Origin of the sequence: Vibrio tasmaniensis, from assembly GCF_024347635.1 — a bacterium.
In the GTDB taxonomy this organism is placed as follows: Bacteria; Pseudomonadota; Gammaproteobacteria; order Enterobacterales; family Vibrionaceae; genus Vibrio; species Vibrio tasmaniensis.
This window is the reverse complement of the sequence record NZ_AP025510.1, coordinates 805,721-820,200: the sequence shown is the minus strand read 5'-3', so window position 1 is coordinate 820,200 and position 14,480 is coordinate 805,721. Positions and strand designations below refer to the sequence as shown.

Genomic DNA, 14,480 nt, shown 5'->3' with positions numbered 1-14,480 from the left:
CAGCTTAGAAGCCGTAAGAAGCACCGAATACGAATGCATGGTTGTCAATGTTTGAACCAGTTGAATCTTTTACGCCGTTTGCTTGGCTACGGTACTCAAAGTAAGGTTGAACTCCGTTGCGAGTCCACGTAGCACGAAGCTCGTGATCCATAGAATCTTGCTTCTTCATTACGCCGTTGCCTTTATCTGACTCGTTGCCAGCAAAAACATACACGTTGTTGTAGCTTAGTGTTAGCTCGTTATTTACGGAGTAAGCGATACGGTTGTCCATGCGAACATCTGTGCTGCGGTTGCTATCTTCGCTGATGTGAGCACGTGTACGGTTACTGATTGCGATTCCGTTGTCAAAATTGTAGCCAACTTTAATCAGTGGTCGGTACTGAACAGTATCACCTTCAACAACTAAGTGTTGGTAACCCGCTGCAACCCAAAGGTTGTCATTGATGTTGAACGCTTGCTCACCACCAATAGTCCAACCCGGATTTGCCGAAGAACCCGCAGGATTCGCAGTGGTACGTTCAGTAGTTAACTCACCTAACTGGATGCCATCAATCTCGGTATAAACCGTAAAACCACCAAAATCGAAATCAAATGTATGGCCGGCCTCTAAAGTAGACGTCATTTTCGAACCGTGAAGATCGTCAGTATGCGCTTGAAGATTACCTGTAACGTAAGAAGAGTCCGCTAGAACGTTTGAAGAAAATGCTACTGCTAGAGCGCTTAATGCAAATACTTTTTTCATAATTAACTGCCTTAGTTTGAATTTTTCAGCGACATATCTTCGGTATATCATTCACCTTCGCCGCTTGAGTAATTGGTAGCCTCCCTGGCATGAAATCTATATTGCTCGAATTAATTTACGTTTAAAAATAAAAGAACAAACAGAGTGATCTCTCTCACCATCAAAAAAGTTGAAGTTATTTAAACCATTAAAATCAACAACTTAAAAACATAAAAATAGATAAAAAAAGAAAGGCAATAGACAGAACGGATCAAGATCACGTTATTTCACGACGTAAAATTAGATTCAGTTAATTCAATCACACCTGATTTATAGTTTTTGATGGCTAACTTATTTTTTGAAGAGAAGAATGAGAAGTGCGTCACTTTTGCGATGAAACTCATCTTATGTGCATTGTTGACGTTATAAATAAAGGCTATTTCTATATGTTTCAGTTTAAGAAAAGGGCCGAACTTAGTTTGGACGAAAAAAAAGCTCCCGCTTTTATCTGAGTAAGATAATAGCTAGGGAGCTCTTCTATTAATGTTGTTTATCGATTATTTTACCGAAGTCACTCGACTGACTTTCTCACCACTTTCAGAGATAGAACGGATGTACGTTTCACCAGAAACTGATGGACGTTGTTGCTCATCGTACGTTAACCAGTTTTCGCCATCAGCAGAGTATTGCAACTCTACGCCAGGAAACTGAACGTTCATCGCTAGCTTACCATCAACAACCTGAGCGCCCGGTACTGGCAGTCGGTAATCAATTCCCGCTTTCTCAAGCTTAGCCAGCTCACGTTGACCAAGGATATTCGCGAAGCGATTGAAGTCGCTGTGTAGAGCCTGCTTATTCACTAGGTTAGTTTCTTGAGAGTATTCAACACCCACTTTGTAGTCGTTTTCCCAATCCGCTCTGTGCCATGCACGTTCTGCTGCTGCAAGAACTCGTGGGAATACCATGTATTCATACTGCTCGTCGGTACGTACCGTTTCAGACCAAAGTTGCGCCGACAAACCGTAGAAAGGTTTTGCTTCAATCTCACCTTTACCAGAGAAGCCGTTACCATCACGGTCTAACGATGTTTCTGCATTTTGTGGCATGTTTTCTGGTGCGAAACCAAACATCTTACGAGTATCCGTTGCACGCGTTGCCCAGTAGTAACCACGCTCTGCTGCATCTACTTCGTATGGCATATCCATGTATACGTAATCTGGGTTAGAGACAATCACGTCATAACCTTTCGCTGACCAGTCGTATACTGATGACGTGCCGCCCCAGTAAAGAACATCCCAGAAGTTAACGCGAGTTGTCTCTGTTGCAAATCCAGCTTCGCCCTCTTCAACATACTTCAAGCCATCTTGCCAAGCTTGGAAGTGAGGAATGCCTTTTTCTGCAACAATCTTCGATACTTCTTTTGCAAAGTAACCTGGAAGGTGACCAAAATCGCTTACTGAACCATCAGCAATCAAAGACTGACATTGTGGAGACTGTTGGAATGGTTTGTCTTGCTTGTCTAGCTCAATGTTACCTTTCCATGCCACTTTGTCTTGAGCATCAACATCTTGGAAGCCTGCGCCTAACTTAATGTTTTTCGCTTCATCGCCACCAAAGTGCCAAGTCGTTAGCGGCATGCCCGCTTCATTGTGCATTGCCGCTATTTCTGTGATCACTTTATCAACAAAGCGAGTCGATGATTCCATACATGGGTTGATGAAGCTGTGCTTATCGTAGAACTGAATCGTCGTCACGTTTGAAGTATCTTGTGGATCCATCAAGCGATATTCACTTGCTTCAGCTTCTTTGCCTTCCGCCATTAGGCGAGTGTAACGCGCTTCCATTGATACCACAGCAGAACGAGCGTGTGCTGGCATATCAATTTCTGGAATGACTTCGATGCTGCGCGCTTTTGCGTAGCTTAAGATCTCGACGTAATCCGCTTTACTAAAGAAACCAGAGCCAAAGTTGTCTGTCGTTGGACCTGAACCTAGCTGAGGCAGTAAACAGCTTTGTTCTTCCAAATCAAAACAACGATTAGCCCCTACATCCGTTAGCTCTGGTAAACCTGGGATTTCTAAACGCCAACCTTCATCATCTGTTAAGTGAAGGTGAAGTTTATTCATCTTGTAGGCTGCCATTTGGTCTAGCGTTGCTAGGATGGCATCTTTTGAGTGGAAGTTTCGAGCAACATCCACCATCACACCACGGTAATCAAAGCGTGGTGCATCTTTGATCGACAGTTGTGGTAGTGATTCAGCGTTCTGACTGTCTATTAGGCCAAAAATAGACTGAACTGCGTAGAAAGCACCTGTTTTATCAAACGCTTTAATCGCAATCCCCTCTTCCGAGATGCTTAGTTCATAAGCGCCAGATTTCGCTAAATCACCCGTAAACTGAGTAGGAACAACAGCGACACTAACAGGTAGGTCGCCACTCACATCTACGTTTACCACATCTGCACGTTCTTCAATGGCAGCGAATTGCTCAGCATCAAATGCGTCTTTAGGTAGGGCAATACCACCAGCAATGCTCACTGAACCTTCGCCCGCTTCTACCGACATTGGCGTTGGTAGTAAAGTGGTTGATACATCTTGCGTTGCTAGATCCGCATTCTTTTCGAAGCGTGTAACAGCCGTTGCCATAACGTTGTTGTCGTCAGGTGTACGCTTTAGGTTGTTTCCTTCCAAACCGGTTACGAACGACGCGACATCTTCAGTATTCAATGAAGCAATCATCTTAGGTTCGGCGTTTGGTGCCGTTACGAATGCACCTGGCATAAAGTCAGTTTCAAACAGTTGCCAGTATTCACTAGTTAATGGAAGAGTCACTTCTTCACCCGCGGCAAAGCCATCGAACTTTTCTGTTGGTTCTAGCTTGTGTAAGTCGCCAGTTACGCGAGTGATTTTAAACTGCTCATTATCAACATCTAAGATAAGGCGGATACTGTGGAAGTAGATGGTCCAATCTTTTGAATCAATCGCTTCACCATCGTTAGTTAGCGTCATATTTACTTTATTACATGATGCCCACTCCGCGCCTAAGTCCTGACAAGCCATACCTTCATTCGCACCATGATTCGTCAAAATTTCATATTGCACATCGAGGTTATCAGCCAGTGCATTAACCACCTTTTGTTCTGGTGCTTGTGTTACCGCACAACCCGTCAAGCCAGCCAGTACCGCTACAGATAGTAAGTTTCTCTTCAACATCGTATTCACCCATAAATTTAAAAATTGAGTCAGAAGCAAAGTGGAGCGCTTCGAAAGTTAGATAAACTATATGGGCTTATTTTTTACCGTGAATTAAATCAAGCTAATAAAGTGATCAGCTTCAAATCTAAAAAATCCTGATGAAATTAAAGTCAATAAAATCATCAAGTTAAAACTAACGACACTTCCGTCACTTTTGTTTTGACGTAAAATTTGAGAAACGAATCACAATCTTTTTAATGAATTTCATAAAATCATGTCGCTGATAGAGATAAAGGTTTGAGAGTTTGTTGGTGTTGTTATACTTTTCGTACAAACAACGTGACATCGTTCTCAAAAAAAACCGTTAAAAAACACCGTCAAAATCGATTTTAACGAGTTTAAGACTTCCTAAAGGAGCTCCCTTTGCGCCCATTCTTCTACATGACTTTATTCGTTCTCGCATTTTCAGCCAAACAAGCTGCGGCCGAACCTCTTTATTGGAAAGTCAAAAAGGATGATCTGACCCTCACCATCTTAGGTTCTGTACACGTTGGAGACGAGAGCATGTACCCGCTTCCGTCGGCAATCATCGACACGCTAAAAAACGGTGACGGATTAGTTATTGAGACGGATATAAGGAAGACAGAGGGTATTGTTTATCCTGCTAGCAAAGTGACTACAGCTGATGTATTAAACGAAGAACAAAAACAATTATTAAGTAGCATCTCAAAATCATTGGATATGCCTACTCAGCAGCTACTTAGCTCACCGCCTTGGGCGACTTCTCTCGCTATACAGATGCAGCAGCTAAAAAACCTTGGTTATGGCTCCGCCGGCGGCGTTGATGCGACGCTAGCTTACAAAGCGACTATCCAAGATGTTCCGGTTATCAGTTTAGAACCACTACAATTCCAAATAGACCTGATGACCAAACAAAAGGACGACGGTAAGGAGTGGTTAATCAGTAGCCTTGAGGAATTTGACCAAACTGATCGTGTGGTTCATTGCTTAATCGAAAGCTGGAAAGCGGGTGATTTAGCGAAACTGGAAGACTTCGCAGAGCTGTCTGAGATGTCGCCTGAACTAGAGAAAGCATTTTTAACAGATCGCAATATCGACTGGGCAAACAAGCTATCTGCCAATGATTGGAAACTTGACTCGAAAGGGAGCTACTTGATTGTAGTTGGCGCCTTGCACCTAATTGGAGAAGGTAACCTTTTGCAGTTGTTAAAAGAGAAAGGTTTCAATGTCACTCAACAATCACAAAGCCAACAGGCTCAGTGTCAATTTGAGGTTAATGCGAAAAGCTAGCCAGGTTCAGCGTCGTTGTCTTCTCGCTATGAGGATGGTACTGGCGTCCCCTCATGGCCTAAACCATATAAACGCTTTAATTATTCCAAAATACAAAAAAGCCGTAGCATCTCTGCTACGGCTTTCTAAATGTGGTCGGTGAAGAGGGATTCGAACCCCCGACCCTCTGGTCCCAAACCAGATGCGCTACCAAGCTGCGCTATTCACCGAGATATCTAACTGGCTGATTGCCTGTCGATGAAGCGTATAATACGGATTCTGAGTTTATCCGCAAGGGCTTTTTTCACTCTTTTTTACAATATCGAATCGTTCGAACAAAAGACGTACAAGTGAAATGCCAATGTGACGAAAAACACACAGTTACCAACAAGTATTTAACTTATGAAACAGGATTGATCCAGATCAGTGAATTGATAACACTAGTTAATACACTAACTCGTGTCATATAACTTTGAGGTATACACATGGACTTTTGGCTAGAACTCCTATTTGGTAATGCGGTGGGACTATCTTCAATGATAGTAATATTCGGGGCTCTGGGTCTCATGATGTTCTATGGAGGCTTCTTCATCTACAAAGTTATGACTGAAAAATCTCCTCACTAGAATCGCTCAGCCTAAATCATCTACTTTTAAGTATCATTTTCTTTAGGTCGATGTAAAAACGCTTTGCACCGGAGCCGACTTATTGTCTTCTCCGGTTTTTTCATTTTTAAACCCGGCCTCAACTTAGGTATACTTACCCTTTCCTTATCCAACTTGAGATACACACTATGTCTCATGATGACGACTTAGATCTATTCCAAGAAATGATGGGCGATGTTAAACGTATCGACCATGACACCGCCGAACACCAGAAAGTACACCGAGTCACAGAATCTCACCTTGCTAAGCGTGAAGCCGCTATGTGGCTGTCTGACGACGAGAAAGACTACTTATCATTAGACTACTCTCCAATGATCAAACCTGACGATGTCATTGCTTATAAGAAAGATGGTGTACAAGAAGGCGTATACAAAAAGCTGCGCTTGGGCAAGTATCCAATTCAAGCCAAACTCGACCTTCACAGGAAAACATTGAAAGACGCTCGTAACGAAGTACTCTCATTTTTGCGTCAGTGTTTAAGAATGGATGTTCGTACCGTTATCATTGTCCACGGTAAAGGTGAGCGTTCGAATCCACCAGCAATGATGAAAAGCTACGTGGCAAATTGGCTAACACAAATTAACGATGTTCAACGTGTTCATTCAGCTCAGCAATTTCACGGTGGTACAGGCGCGGTCTATGTCATGCTCAGAAAGAGTAATGACAAAAAGCTAGAGAACAGAGAGCGCCATCAAAAGCGCAGCAGTTGATAAGTTGAGATAGATAATTAAGCTAATAGCGGTCTTGCATCAAGAGCGATATTTCGTGCCTAGACTCACACCAAGTGCTAAAATTGTTCTCAGTTAACGAATCCCAACTCAAAGCAACTATTCAGAGGTTGCTTTTTGTTTATCTATATTTCCGTTGTGAAACGCTAAGAGAATATCATGTCACAAGAATCCCAAGCTAAACGCCTTAATAAATACATCAGTGAAACTGGTTTTTGCTCACGCCGCGAAGCCGATAAACTCATTGATGCTGGCCGAGTTACTATTAACGGTAAGATCCCTGAAATGGGCACTAAAGTCTTGCCTGGTGATGATGTTGAGATCGACAATAAACCTGTTCGTTCAAGAGAAAAACCGATCTACATTGCTCTTAATAAACCAACAGGTATCACCTGTACTACTGAGCGTGATATTCCAGGCAACATCGTCGACTTTATCGGCCACCACAAACGTATTTTCCCTATTGGTCGTCTAGATAAACCTTCTGATGGTCTTATCTTCTTGACTAACGACGGCGATATCGTAAACAAAATCCTACGTGCAGGTAACAACCACGAAAAAGAATACGTGGTTCGTGTAGATAAACCTATTACGACTGAGTTCTTGAAGCAAATGGGCGCTGGCGTTCATATTCTCGATACTGTTACCTTGCCATGTAAGGTAGAGAAAGAGACCAAGTTCTCGTTTCGCATCACATTAACGCAAGGCCTTAACCGCCAAATTCGCCGTATGTGTGAAGCATTGGGTTACGAAGTATTTAAACTGCGCCGCGTTCGTATTATGAACATCTCACTAGACGGTATTCCTAACGGAAAATGGCGCTACCTGAGCGACGAAGAGATCACTGAAATTTTAGCGATGTGTGAAGGCTCTGTAAGTACTGAAGATGCGTCAAAAATGAACGCGAAAGGCCAGCGTATTCGTAAAGCGACAGACGCAAAACTTTTCGATAGCCGTGAAGAAAACCAAACTTCCACAGCGCGCCGCAATCAAAACGAAAATCGTACTCGCACTTACCGCGGTAACAATGCGGACGAATTCCGTCATGCACCTAACTCGAAACGAGGCCGTAATTCATCAAATGGTGAAAGCAGTGGCGGTGGCAATACCGAGAACTGGAAATCAAACTCTCGTTCAGAGCGTTCTAATTCAGATAAAAGCCGTTCGGATCGCAATCGCACAGATCGCGACAATAACGAACGTAGAAGCGGTAAGCCGACAAACCGCAGTCAAGATTCAAACAGACCGAACAAACCAGCAGCGAAACGTGTTGGTGGTACTTTAGGTTTGAAAAAGTAGTCATAATTCGCCCTCAATGTGTAAACACATTTCAGGACGGGACAGTCGATAAAGAAACGCCCGCTAGATTAATCTAGCGGGCGTTTTTATTTGTGATCATGTACATTTATCGTTATGGAAAGCACAAGCTACAGGCATAGTTCAGCAAACTGGCCACGCGTAAGTAGTACTAAGTCTTTCGGATCTAGCTCTATTTCTAATCCTCTCTTCCCTGCACTCACACATATCGTTTCAAAATCGGTAGCGCTGGAATGAACAAAGGTAGGCAATGCTTTTTTCTGACCAAGAGGACTGATTCCTCCCACCACATAACCCGTGGTTTTCTGAGCAATATCAGGGTCAGCCATCTCTGCTTTCTTACCTTTCGCCGCTTTTGCTGCAAACTTTAGATTTAGCTTCTGGTCGACGGGAATAACGGCAACCGCCAAATCTTTCGCCACACCATTCAAGCAGAACAAAAGCGTTTTGAATACACGTTTGGGATCTTGACCAAGCGCTTCAACGGCTTCTAATCCATAGTTAGTGTTATTCGCATCATGATGATACTGATGCACGGTATGAACAATTTTCTTTTTCTTGGCCAGGTTAATTGCAGGGGTCATGACAAAATCCAAACGATAGATAAACAAAAAGCGACGCCGAAGCGTCGCTTTAGTTAAATTTATCATGGTACTAGAGTCAATCTAATTTAGCACCTAGTGATTCAATTAACTGGGTTCAATTACTTATAAACCATTTGACCAGAAGGTGCGTACTTGTTCACATCAACAGGGCTGTTTGCTTCTAGGTACTCTTTTAGTACTTCAGCGTCAACAAAACCTGTGTTCACAAAGCCAGGGTGATCAGACAGTTTAGGGTAACCGTCACCGCCAGCAGCGTTAAAGCTTGGTACCGTGAAGCGGTAAGTTTCGTCTAAACGAAGCTGCTTACCACCGATGAAGACATTCGATACTTCACCGTCAGCAACCGTCATAGAAATACCTGCAAACTGTGCATAAGCACCTGAATCAACAGGTTTAGTCGCCACTACGTTTAGGTAATCTAGAACTTCTTTACCCGTCATATCAGTGTAAGTCAGGATGTTTGCAAAAGGCTGTACTGTTAGTACATCTTTGTACGTCACATCGCCTGCTTCAATTGAGTCACGAACGCCACCAGAGTTCATCACAGCGAAGTCTGCTTTTGCACGCTCCATGTGAGAAGTTGCAATCAAACGACCCAGGTTAGTTTGTTGGAAGCGAACGACGTTACGGTCACCTTCAAGCTTGCCATTTGTCTCAGCGATTTGAACTTCTAACTGAGCTTGGCCCTGTTCTTGGAAAGGACGTAAGAATTCAAGTAGCTCTGGATCTTGTGCGATTTCATCTTGAATCAGAACACGTTGCTTCTTGCCGTCAATCTTAACTTTCTTCTTAAGGTTAACGGGAACCAAGTCGTAGCTCACCATCTCTAGTTCGCCGTTACGGAATTCGTAATCAGCACGGCCTACGTACTTGCCCCACTCGTGAGCTTGAACGATGTAAGTACCGTTTTGAACGTCTGGTTTACATTCATCACCCGGCTTGAAGTTTTGCTTCGCAACGTTAGGGCCTTCCATACATACAGGCTCTTGAGAGTGACCACCAACGATCATGTCTAGATCGCCTTCATTTAGGTAACGCGCTAGTGCTACATCACCCGGAGCGTTAACACCACGCTGACCATTTTCGTAGTGACCCATGTGAGTCACAGCAAAGATTAGGTCTGGTTTTTCTGTTTCTTTAAGTTCAGCGATCAGTTTCTTCGCTTCTTCTTTAGGGTCACGGAAATCGATGCCAGCAATAAATTCTGGGTTACCAATTTTCGCTGTATCTTCAGTCGTTAGACCGATAACAGCAATCTTGATACCTTGCTTTTCAAACATCTCGTAAGCTTGGAATTTACGTTCGCCTGTCGCTTTGTCGTAGATGTTTGCAGACAGCATTGGGAAGTTAGCCCAGTCGATCTGTTTTTGCAGTACGTCTAGTGAGTTATCGAACTCGTGGTTACCCAATGCCATTGCATCGTAACCAATTTTATTCATACCTTTAAAATCAGGTTCTGCGTCCTGAAGGTCTGACTCTGGTACACCTGTGTTGATGTCACCGCCAGATAGAAGCAACACGCTACCGCCTTCTGCTTCAACTTCTGCACGAAGTTGGTCAACAAGCGTTTTACGCGCAGACATGCCGTATTCGCCGTATTTGTTCTGCCAAAAACGACCATGGTTGTCGTTCGTATGCAGGATAGTTAGCTTATAAGTTTCGTCTTGGTTCCAATCATGAGCTGATTGAGAGGCACATCCAGCTAAAGTAGCTAGGATTGCAGCACTTAGTGCTGTCTTTAGAATAAGGCGTTGCTTCATTGTCATACCTTTGAACTTTTTAGGGGAATCCACTGCTTTCTATAATCCATTGCGACTCCTTGTGGAGTTCGAACAATAAGACTTCAACATGACTAATCTTAAATTAACATTCTAGATGTAACACGATGATTTCATATTTATGTCGAATAGGTCACGCATAGATCAACAGTTAAGTGTAACAAAATTATGAGATTACACTCAAACTTCCCCTGCATCACAAGCAATCGTTTACTTATAAAGTGTGATGAAAGTCGGTAATTTACTGCAAACAGGACAGACCTCACACTCATATACGAGTTTCTTAGGTAACAACCCGCCTCGTTAACAACTCTTTTAATGAGCGATTTATACCAATCACAGTAAGTAAGTGATCAAAGCTAGGGTGACCAGTTATTTACTCCGATTGGTATTATGTTCAGCTGCTTTTACGAGATAAAAAAAAGCCCAATTCAAAGATGAACTGACCCCCAATAGTTGGACTCCAATTATTGGGGGTCTTTTTATGTCCAAATATAGCCGAGAGCTAAAATGTATCATTGCTAAACAATGTTTAGGTGGCGCGTCATCTCGCGATTTAGCAAAACAATATTCAATTTCTTCGAGACAGATACGGTATTGGGCTCAAGTCTTTGCCATCCATGGTACTGATTCATTTTTACCCACTAAGCATGCTGCTACTGCTCAGACAAAACGAAAAGCATTGAATTTAATGTGGACGAATGAATGGTCTCTCACGCACACTAGCGCAGTATTAAATCTCTCATCCCCTGGAATACTCTCTGTCTGGCTCAAACGATTTAATGAGCTCGGTATCAAGGGGCTCAAAATACGCCATAAAGGAAGCCCCTCAATGAAACAGCAACCTCAACGTACCACTAAGCCTGATAATGAAATGACACTTGAGGAGCTAAGAGAGGAGTTGGTCTACTTACGAACTGAGAATGCCGTTCTAAAAAAGTTGGAAGAGTTGGAGCAGGAAAAAAACCGTCGAACAAAGAAAAAGCGGTCATAGCTCTAACTCTTAAAGGCAAGTATCCATTGAAGCACTTACTGCAGACTCTACAGCTGGCAAAAAGTGTCTTTTATTATCAGGCTCAAACGAGCAAGCGCCCAAATAACTACGAACGTGAGCTGCGGTTGATAAAGTCAATTTATCATGAGCATAAGGGTCGATACGGCTACCGCCGTATTCACTTGGAACTAAAAAATCAGGGGTTCGCACTTAACCACAAAACGGTTCAAAGGCTTATGGCTCAGCTCAATCTTAAATCGACGGTCAGGATTAAAAAGTATCGTTCATACCGAGGAGAATCTGGAACAGCTGCTCCTAACGTGCTTGAAAGAGATTTTAGTGCGACTCAACCCGATGAAAAGTGGGTAACGGATGTCACGGAGTTCAAAGTCAAAGAGCAGAAAGTATACTTGTCTCCCGTGGTCGACTTGTTTACTCAGGAAGTGGTTGCTTATAGAGTGGCCAAAAATGCCTGCTTGCCGCTTGTCACGGATATGCTGACGGAAGCCATATCAACGCTTAAACCCAACTCAAAGCCAATTATACATAGCGATCAAGGTTGGCAATATCGCCATCGACAGTATCAGGAAAAGGTAGCGGAGAGTGGGTTAACGCAAAGTATGTCTAGAAAAGGTAACTGCTTGGATAATGCCGTTGCTGAAAACTTTTTTGCTTTACTCAAAACAGAGATGTATCACAATCAAAGCTTTGAAGATGCAGATGCTCTGATAGAGCAAATTAAAGAATACATCGAGTACTACAATACGAAACGTATAAAAGTGAAACTAAAAGGCCTGACTCCGATAGAATATCGAGCTCAGGCCTTGAAAGCCGCTTAACAGAAATGTCCAACTTTATGGGGTCACTTCAACGACTGGGCTTTTTTAGCTCAACTTTTGTGAAATAACGTTTCCGTTACTTCACATCCATCTCAATTATTTAATATCAATATGCTCAAAGCCTTTGATAAGGTCATCAAGTGCTTTCATCTGCTTCAAGAACGGTTCTAGTTTATCTAGAGGTAGCGCCGATGGGCCATCACAGCGTGCTTGATCCGGGTTAGGGTGAGCCTCAAGAAACAGACCAGCAATACCCGTCGCAATGCCCGCTTTAGCTAGTTCAACCGTTTGCTCACGACGACCGCCAGATGCAGCACCTGATGGATCACGCATTTGAAGCGCGTGAGTCACGTCAAAGATAATTGGGCTGCCGTTTGATGATTTTTTCATTACACCGAAACCAAGCATATCAACAACTAAGTTGTCGTAACCCATGCAAGAACCACGTTCACAAAGAATGATATTGTCGTTGCCGCACTCAGCAAACTTATCAACGATGTTACCCACTTGATCTGGGCTCATGAACTGAGGCTTCTTCACGTTGATTACCGCGCCAGTCTTAGCCATCGCTTCAACAAGGTCAGTTTGACGAGCTAGGAACGCTGGAAGTTGGATTACATCAACCACATCAGCAACAGGCTGAGCTTGTGCTTCTGTGTGGATATCAGTAATGATCTTCACGCCAAAAGTATCTTTCAGCTCTTGGAAAATTTTAAGACCTTCTTCCATGCCAGGACCACGGTATGAGTGAACTGAGCTGCGGTTTGCTTTATCGAAAGACGCCTTAAATACATAAGGGATACCTAGCTTCTCTGTTACTTTCACGTAGTGCTCACAGATCTGCATTGCTAGATCGCGAGATTCAAGAACGTTCATGCCTGCAAATAGCGTAAATGGCTTGTCATTAGCAATTGGCATATCGCCAATGTGAACTGTTTTCTGTTCCATCATATTCTCTCTAAATAATTATTAATTAGTGAACAACCACTGTCTTTTCATTCATGACGTTCACTTGAGATTTAAGTAACTCAGACGCAGGGTCATCTGGGCATTGGTCGATAAAATATTGATAATCCGTTGCTGCCACTTGATGACAGTCTAGCTGCTGATAAATAAAGCCACGGTCGCGGATTTCATATGGATCATCCGGCACAAACGTTAAGGCAAGATCAGTACACTTCAATGCAAGCGTATAACGCTCTTCTCGCAGCAATGCACTCTTAAGTAACGCTAGCCACTTACCAATAATCGTTGGATGATCGGCAGCTTCTAAGTGTTCAGCTTTCACCTTAGCTAATGGGCCATCATGCCCAATGAGCCATGCTCGTAAAGTTTGAACGCCAACGTACTCGCCGTTGTACGGGTTAACGTACACAGCAGCTTGCCCGAACCAACTTACTTTAAGTAAGAATTGAGTTGGGAAAGATACGCCTTCAACAGGGAAGCCTAGCTTACGACCTAGATAAAGAAAGATCGCACCAAGACTCACTGGAATGCCTTTTTTTCTCTCAAGCACTTTATCGATAAATGCGTTTTCCGAAGAAAAATACGCCTCTTTATCGCCGGCAAAGCCCCACTCATAAAAGAATAGTCTAATAAAGGATTCAAACTTCTGCTGTTCATCCGTTTCGTTAACCAAAGCAAACTCGGCGTCTTTTAACAATCTGGCCAGTTCTTGCTCAGCCCAGCTGTCTTGAGTTTCTGGGTTAATCGCTTTATTTAAGATCAATGCACCTTCAGCTAGCTCTAGCTGGTCAAAGTCTTCATCAAAAAATTCGTACATAGGTTGTTAACCGAAATAAGGAGATAATTAACCGAAAAATGTGGGTGTTTTCGTCATTGCAATTTTACCAGCCATTGCTAACCAGCCAAGCGCACCAAAGAAAGAGAACACTCTCAGTAGCTTATTTTTACCCAGTTTAAGCGCAAAGAAGCCCAATGCGATGTAAGCCATAACACAAGTTAATTTTTCGGTTAACCATGGTGCTGCAGGTGTAAATGGAATAAAGCCAGTGATAAAAATCAAACCAATACCCGAAAGCAACAGCAATGAGTCATTGATATGAGGGAAACGCTGTAAGAAAGGATGCTTAAGCTTCGGTGAGTTAGCCATCATAAGAGCGAAACGAATCGAAAGAAGCAGTGCGCTTATAGCAATCGTTAATAGGTGAAAATGTTTTAAACCTTCGTACATGGTATTCCTTTATATTTTTATATGTCTTTCGTTAACACGAGCCACACAATACCCGTTAATGCTCGGTATTTCTGCGTTAAATGCATTATCGAGTGAAATGTCTTTTCGAGTTAAAGGTATCAATTTAGCAAGTTCATCATCTATTGCTCACAAGA

Annotated in this window: 13 protein-coding genes and 1 tRNA gene; 6 read left to right on the top strand and 8 right to left on the bottom strand. The window is 42.9% G+C overall.

Features of this window, described 5'->3' with window-relative positions; genetic code table 11:
* Nucleotides 1-4: 4 nt before the first annotated feature.
* Nucleotides 5-742, bottom strand: a complete 738-nt coding sequence (locus tag OCV44_RS03945; RefSeq protein ID WP_139685289.1) for an oligogalacturonate-specific porin KdgM family protein — start codon at nucleotides 740-742, stop codon at nucleotides 5-7.
* Between the two features lie 536 nt (nucleotides 743-1,278).
* Nucleotides 1,279-3,933, bottom strand: coding sequence for a beta-N-acetylhexosaminidase (locus OCV44_RS03940; RefSeq protein WP_139685290.1), 2,655 nt, complete (start codon nucleotides 3,931-3,933; stop codon nucleotides 1,279-1,281).
* Nucleotides 3,934-4,338: 405 nt separating this feature from the next.
* Between OCV44_RS03940 and OCV44_RS03935 the strand changes: the two genes are divergently transcribed.
* Complete coding sequence (locus OCV44_RS03935) at nucleotides 4,339-5,226, top strand: TraB/GumN family protein (protein ID WP_139685291.1); 888 nt, start codon at nucleotides 4,339-4,341, stop codon at nucleotides 5,224-5,226.
* Between the two features lie 132 nt (nucleotides 5,227-5,358).
* Here the strand turns inward: OCV44_RS03935 and OCV44_RS03930 are convergent.
* A tRNA-Pro gene (locus tag OCV44_RS03930) sits at nucleotides 5,359-5,435 on the bottom strand.
* A 255-nt stretch (nucleotides 5,436-5,690) separates the two neighbouring features.
* Here OCV44_RS03930 and OCV44_RS03925 point away from each other — a divergent pair.
* The 3 genes from OCV44_RS03925 to rluF all read left to right on the top strand — a co-directional run bounded on the left by OCV44_RS03925 (nucleotide 5,691) and on the right by rluF (nucleotide 7,897).
* Nucleotides 5,691-5,831: a DUF3149 domain-containing protein gene (locus OCV44_RS03925; protein WP_004736246.1), complete on the top strand. Its 141-nt coding sequence runs from the start codon at nucleotides 5,691-5,693 to the stop codon at nucleotides 5,829-5,831.
* A gap of 167 nt (nucleotides 5,832-5,998) precedes the next feature.
* A complete protein-coding gene (gene smrA / locus OCV44_RS03920) occupies nucleotides 5,999-6,580 on the top strand; it encodes a DNA endonuclease SmrA (protein WP_139685292.1) in 582 nt (193 codons plus the stop codon).
* A 177-nt stretch (nucleotides 6,581-6,757) separates the two neighbouring features.
* Nucleotides 6,758-7,897, top strand: a complete 1,140-nt coding sequence (rluF, locus tag OCV44_RS03915; RefSeq protein WP_086048906.1) for a 23S rRNA pseudouridine(2604) synthase RluF — start codon at nucleotides 6,758-6,760, stop codon at nucleotides 7,895-7,897.
* Between the two features lie 128 nt (nucleotides 7,898-8,025).
* On the opposite strand, the gene ybaK is transcribed toward rluF, so the two are convergent.
* Complete coding sequence (gene ybaK, locus OCV44_RS03910) at nucleotides 8,026-8,499, bottom strand: Cys-tRNA(Pro) deacylase (protein WP_139685293.1); 474 nt, start codon at nucleotides 8,497-8,499, stop codon at nucleotides 8,026-8,028.
* Between the two features lie 119 nt (nucleotides 8,500-8,618).
* The gene (gene ushA, locus OCV44_RS03905) at nucleotides 8,619-10,280 is read right to left on the bottom strand and encodes a bifunctional UDP-sugar hydrolase/5'-nucleotidase UshA (RefSeq protein ID WP_029223112.1); all 1,662 of its coding nucleotides are present in this window, start codon (nucleotides 10,278-10,280) and stop codon (nucleotides 8,619-8,621) included.
* A gap of 502 nt (nucleotides 10,281-10,782) precedes the next feature.
* On the opposite strand from ushA, the gene OCV44_RS03900 reads away from it, so the two are divergent.
* Nucleotides 10,783-11,292, top strand: coding sequence for a helix-turn-helix domain-containing protein (locus tag OCV44_RS03900; protein WP_139686330.1), 510 nt, complete (start codon nucleotides 10,783-10,785; stop codon nucleotides 11,290-11,292).
* Nucleotides 11,289-12,131 carry an IS3 family transposase gene (locus OCV44_RS03895; protein WP_139686331.1) on the top strand — a complete coding sequence of 281 codons (843 nt, stop codon included), beginning with the start codon at nucleotides 11,289-11,291 and terminating at the stop codon, nucleotides 12,129-12,131. Before OCV44_RS03900 ends, OCV44_RS03895 begins: the two co-directional genes overlap by 4 nt.
* Before the next feature lie 96 nt (nucleotides 12,132-12,227).
* Here OCV44_RS03895 and kdsA read toward each other — a convergent pair whose 3' ends face one another.
* From kdsA to OCV44_RS03880, 3 genes are read right to left on the bottom strand one after another with little or no spacing between them, the layout of a single operon-like run.
* Nucleotides 12,228-13,082, bottom strand: a complete 855-nt coding sequence (gene kdsA, locus OCV44_RS03890; protein ID WP_211349759.1) for a 3-deoxy-8-phosphooctulonate synthase — start codon at nucleotides 13,080-13,082, stop codon at nucleotides 12,228-12,230.
* Between the two features lie 22 nt (nucleotides 13,083-13,104).
* Complete coding sequence (locus OCV44_RS03885) at nucleotides 13,105-13,914, bottom strand: SirB1 family protein (RefSeq protein WP_139684630.1); 810 nt, start codon at nucleotides 13,912-13,914, stop codon at nucleotides 13,105-13,107.
* 27 nt (nucleotides 13,915-13,941) lie between these two features.
* Nucleotides 13,942-14,325, bottom strand: a complete 384-nt coding sequence (locus tag OCV44_RS03880; RefSeq protein ID WP_009848726.1) for a SirB2 family protein — start codon at nucleotides 14,323-14,325, stop codon at nucleotides 13,942-13,944.
* Between the last annotated feature and the right edge of the window lie 155 nt (nucleotides 14,326-14,480).

Coding starts and splice junctions, on each gene's coding strand:
- OCV44_RS03945 (WP_139685289.1), bottom strand. CDS start 742: ATGAAAAAAGTATTTGCATTAAGCGCTCTAGCAGTAGCATTTTCTTCA.
- OCV44_RS03900 (WP_139686330.1), top strand. CDS start 10,783: ATGTCCAAATATAGCCGAGAGCTAAAATGTATCATTGCTAAACAATGT.
- kdsA (WP_211349759.1), bottom strand. CDS start 13,082: ATGATGGAACAGAAAACAGTTCACATTGGCGATATGCCAATTGCTAAT.
- OCV44_RS03925 (WP_004736246.1), top strand. CDS start 5,691: ATGGACTTTTGGCTAGAACTCCTATTTGGTAATGCGGTGGGACTATCT.
- ybaK (WP_139685293.1), bottom strand. CDS start 8,499: ATGACCCCTGCAATTAACCTGGCCAAGAAAAAGAAAATTGTTCATACC.
- ushA (WP_029223112.1), bottom strand. CDS start 10,280: ATGAAGCAACGCCTTATTCTAAAGACAGCACTAAGTGCTGCAATCCTA.
- rluF (WP_086048906.1), top strand. CDS start 6,758: ATGTCACAAGAATCCCAAGCTAAACGCCTTAATAAATACATCAGTGAA.
- OCV44_RS03940 (WP_139685290.1), bottom strand. CDS start 3,933: ATGTTGAAGAGAAACTTACTATCTGTAGCGGTACTGGCTGGCTTGACG.
- OCV44_RS03885 (WP_139684630.1), bottom strand. CDS start 13,914: ATGTACGAATTTTTTGATGAAGACTTTGACCAGCTAGAGCTAGCTGAA.
- OCV44_RS03880 (WP_009848726.1), bottom strand. CDS start 14,325: ATGTACGAAGGTTTAAAACATTTTCACCTATTAACGATTGCTATAAGC.
- smrA (WP_139685292.1), top strand. CDS start 5,999: ATGTCTCATGATGACGACTTAGATCTATTCCAAGAAATGATGGGCGAT.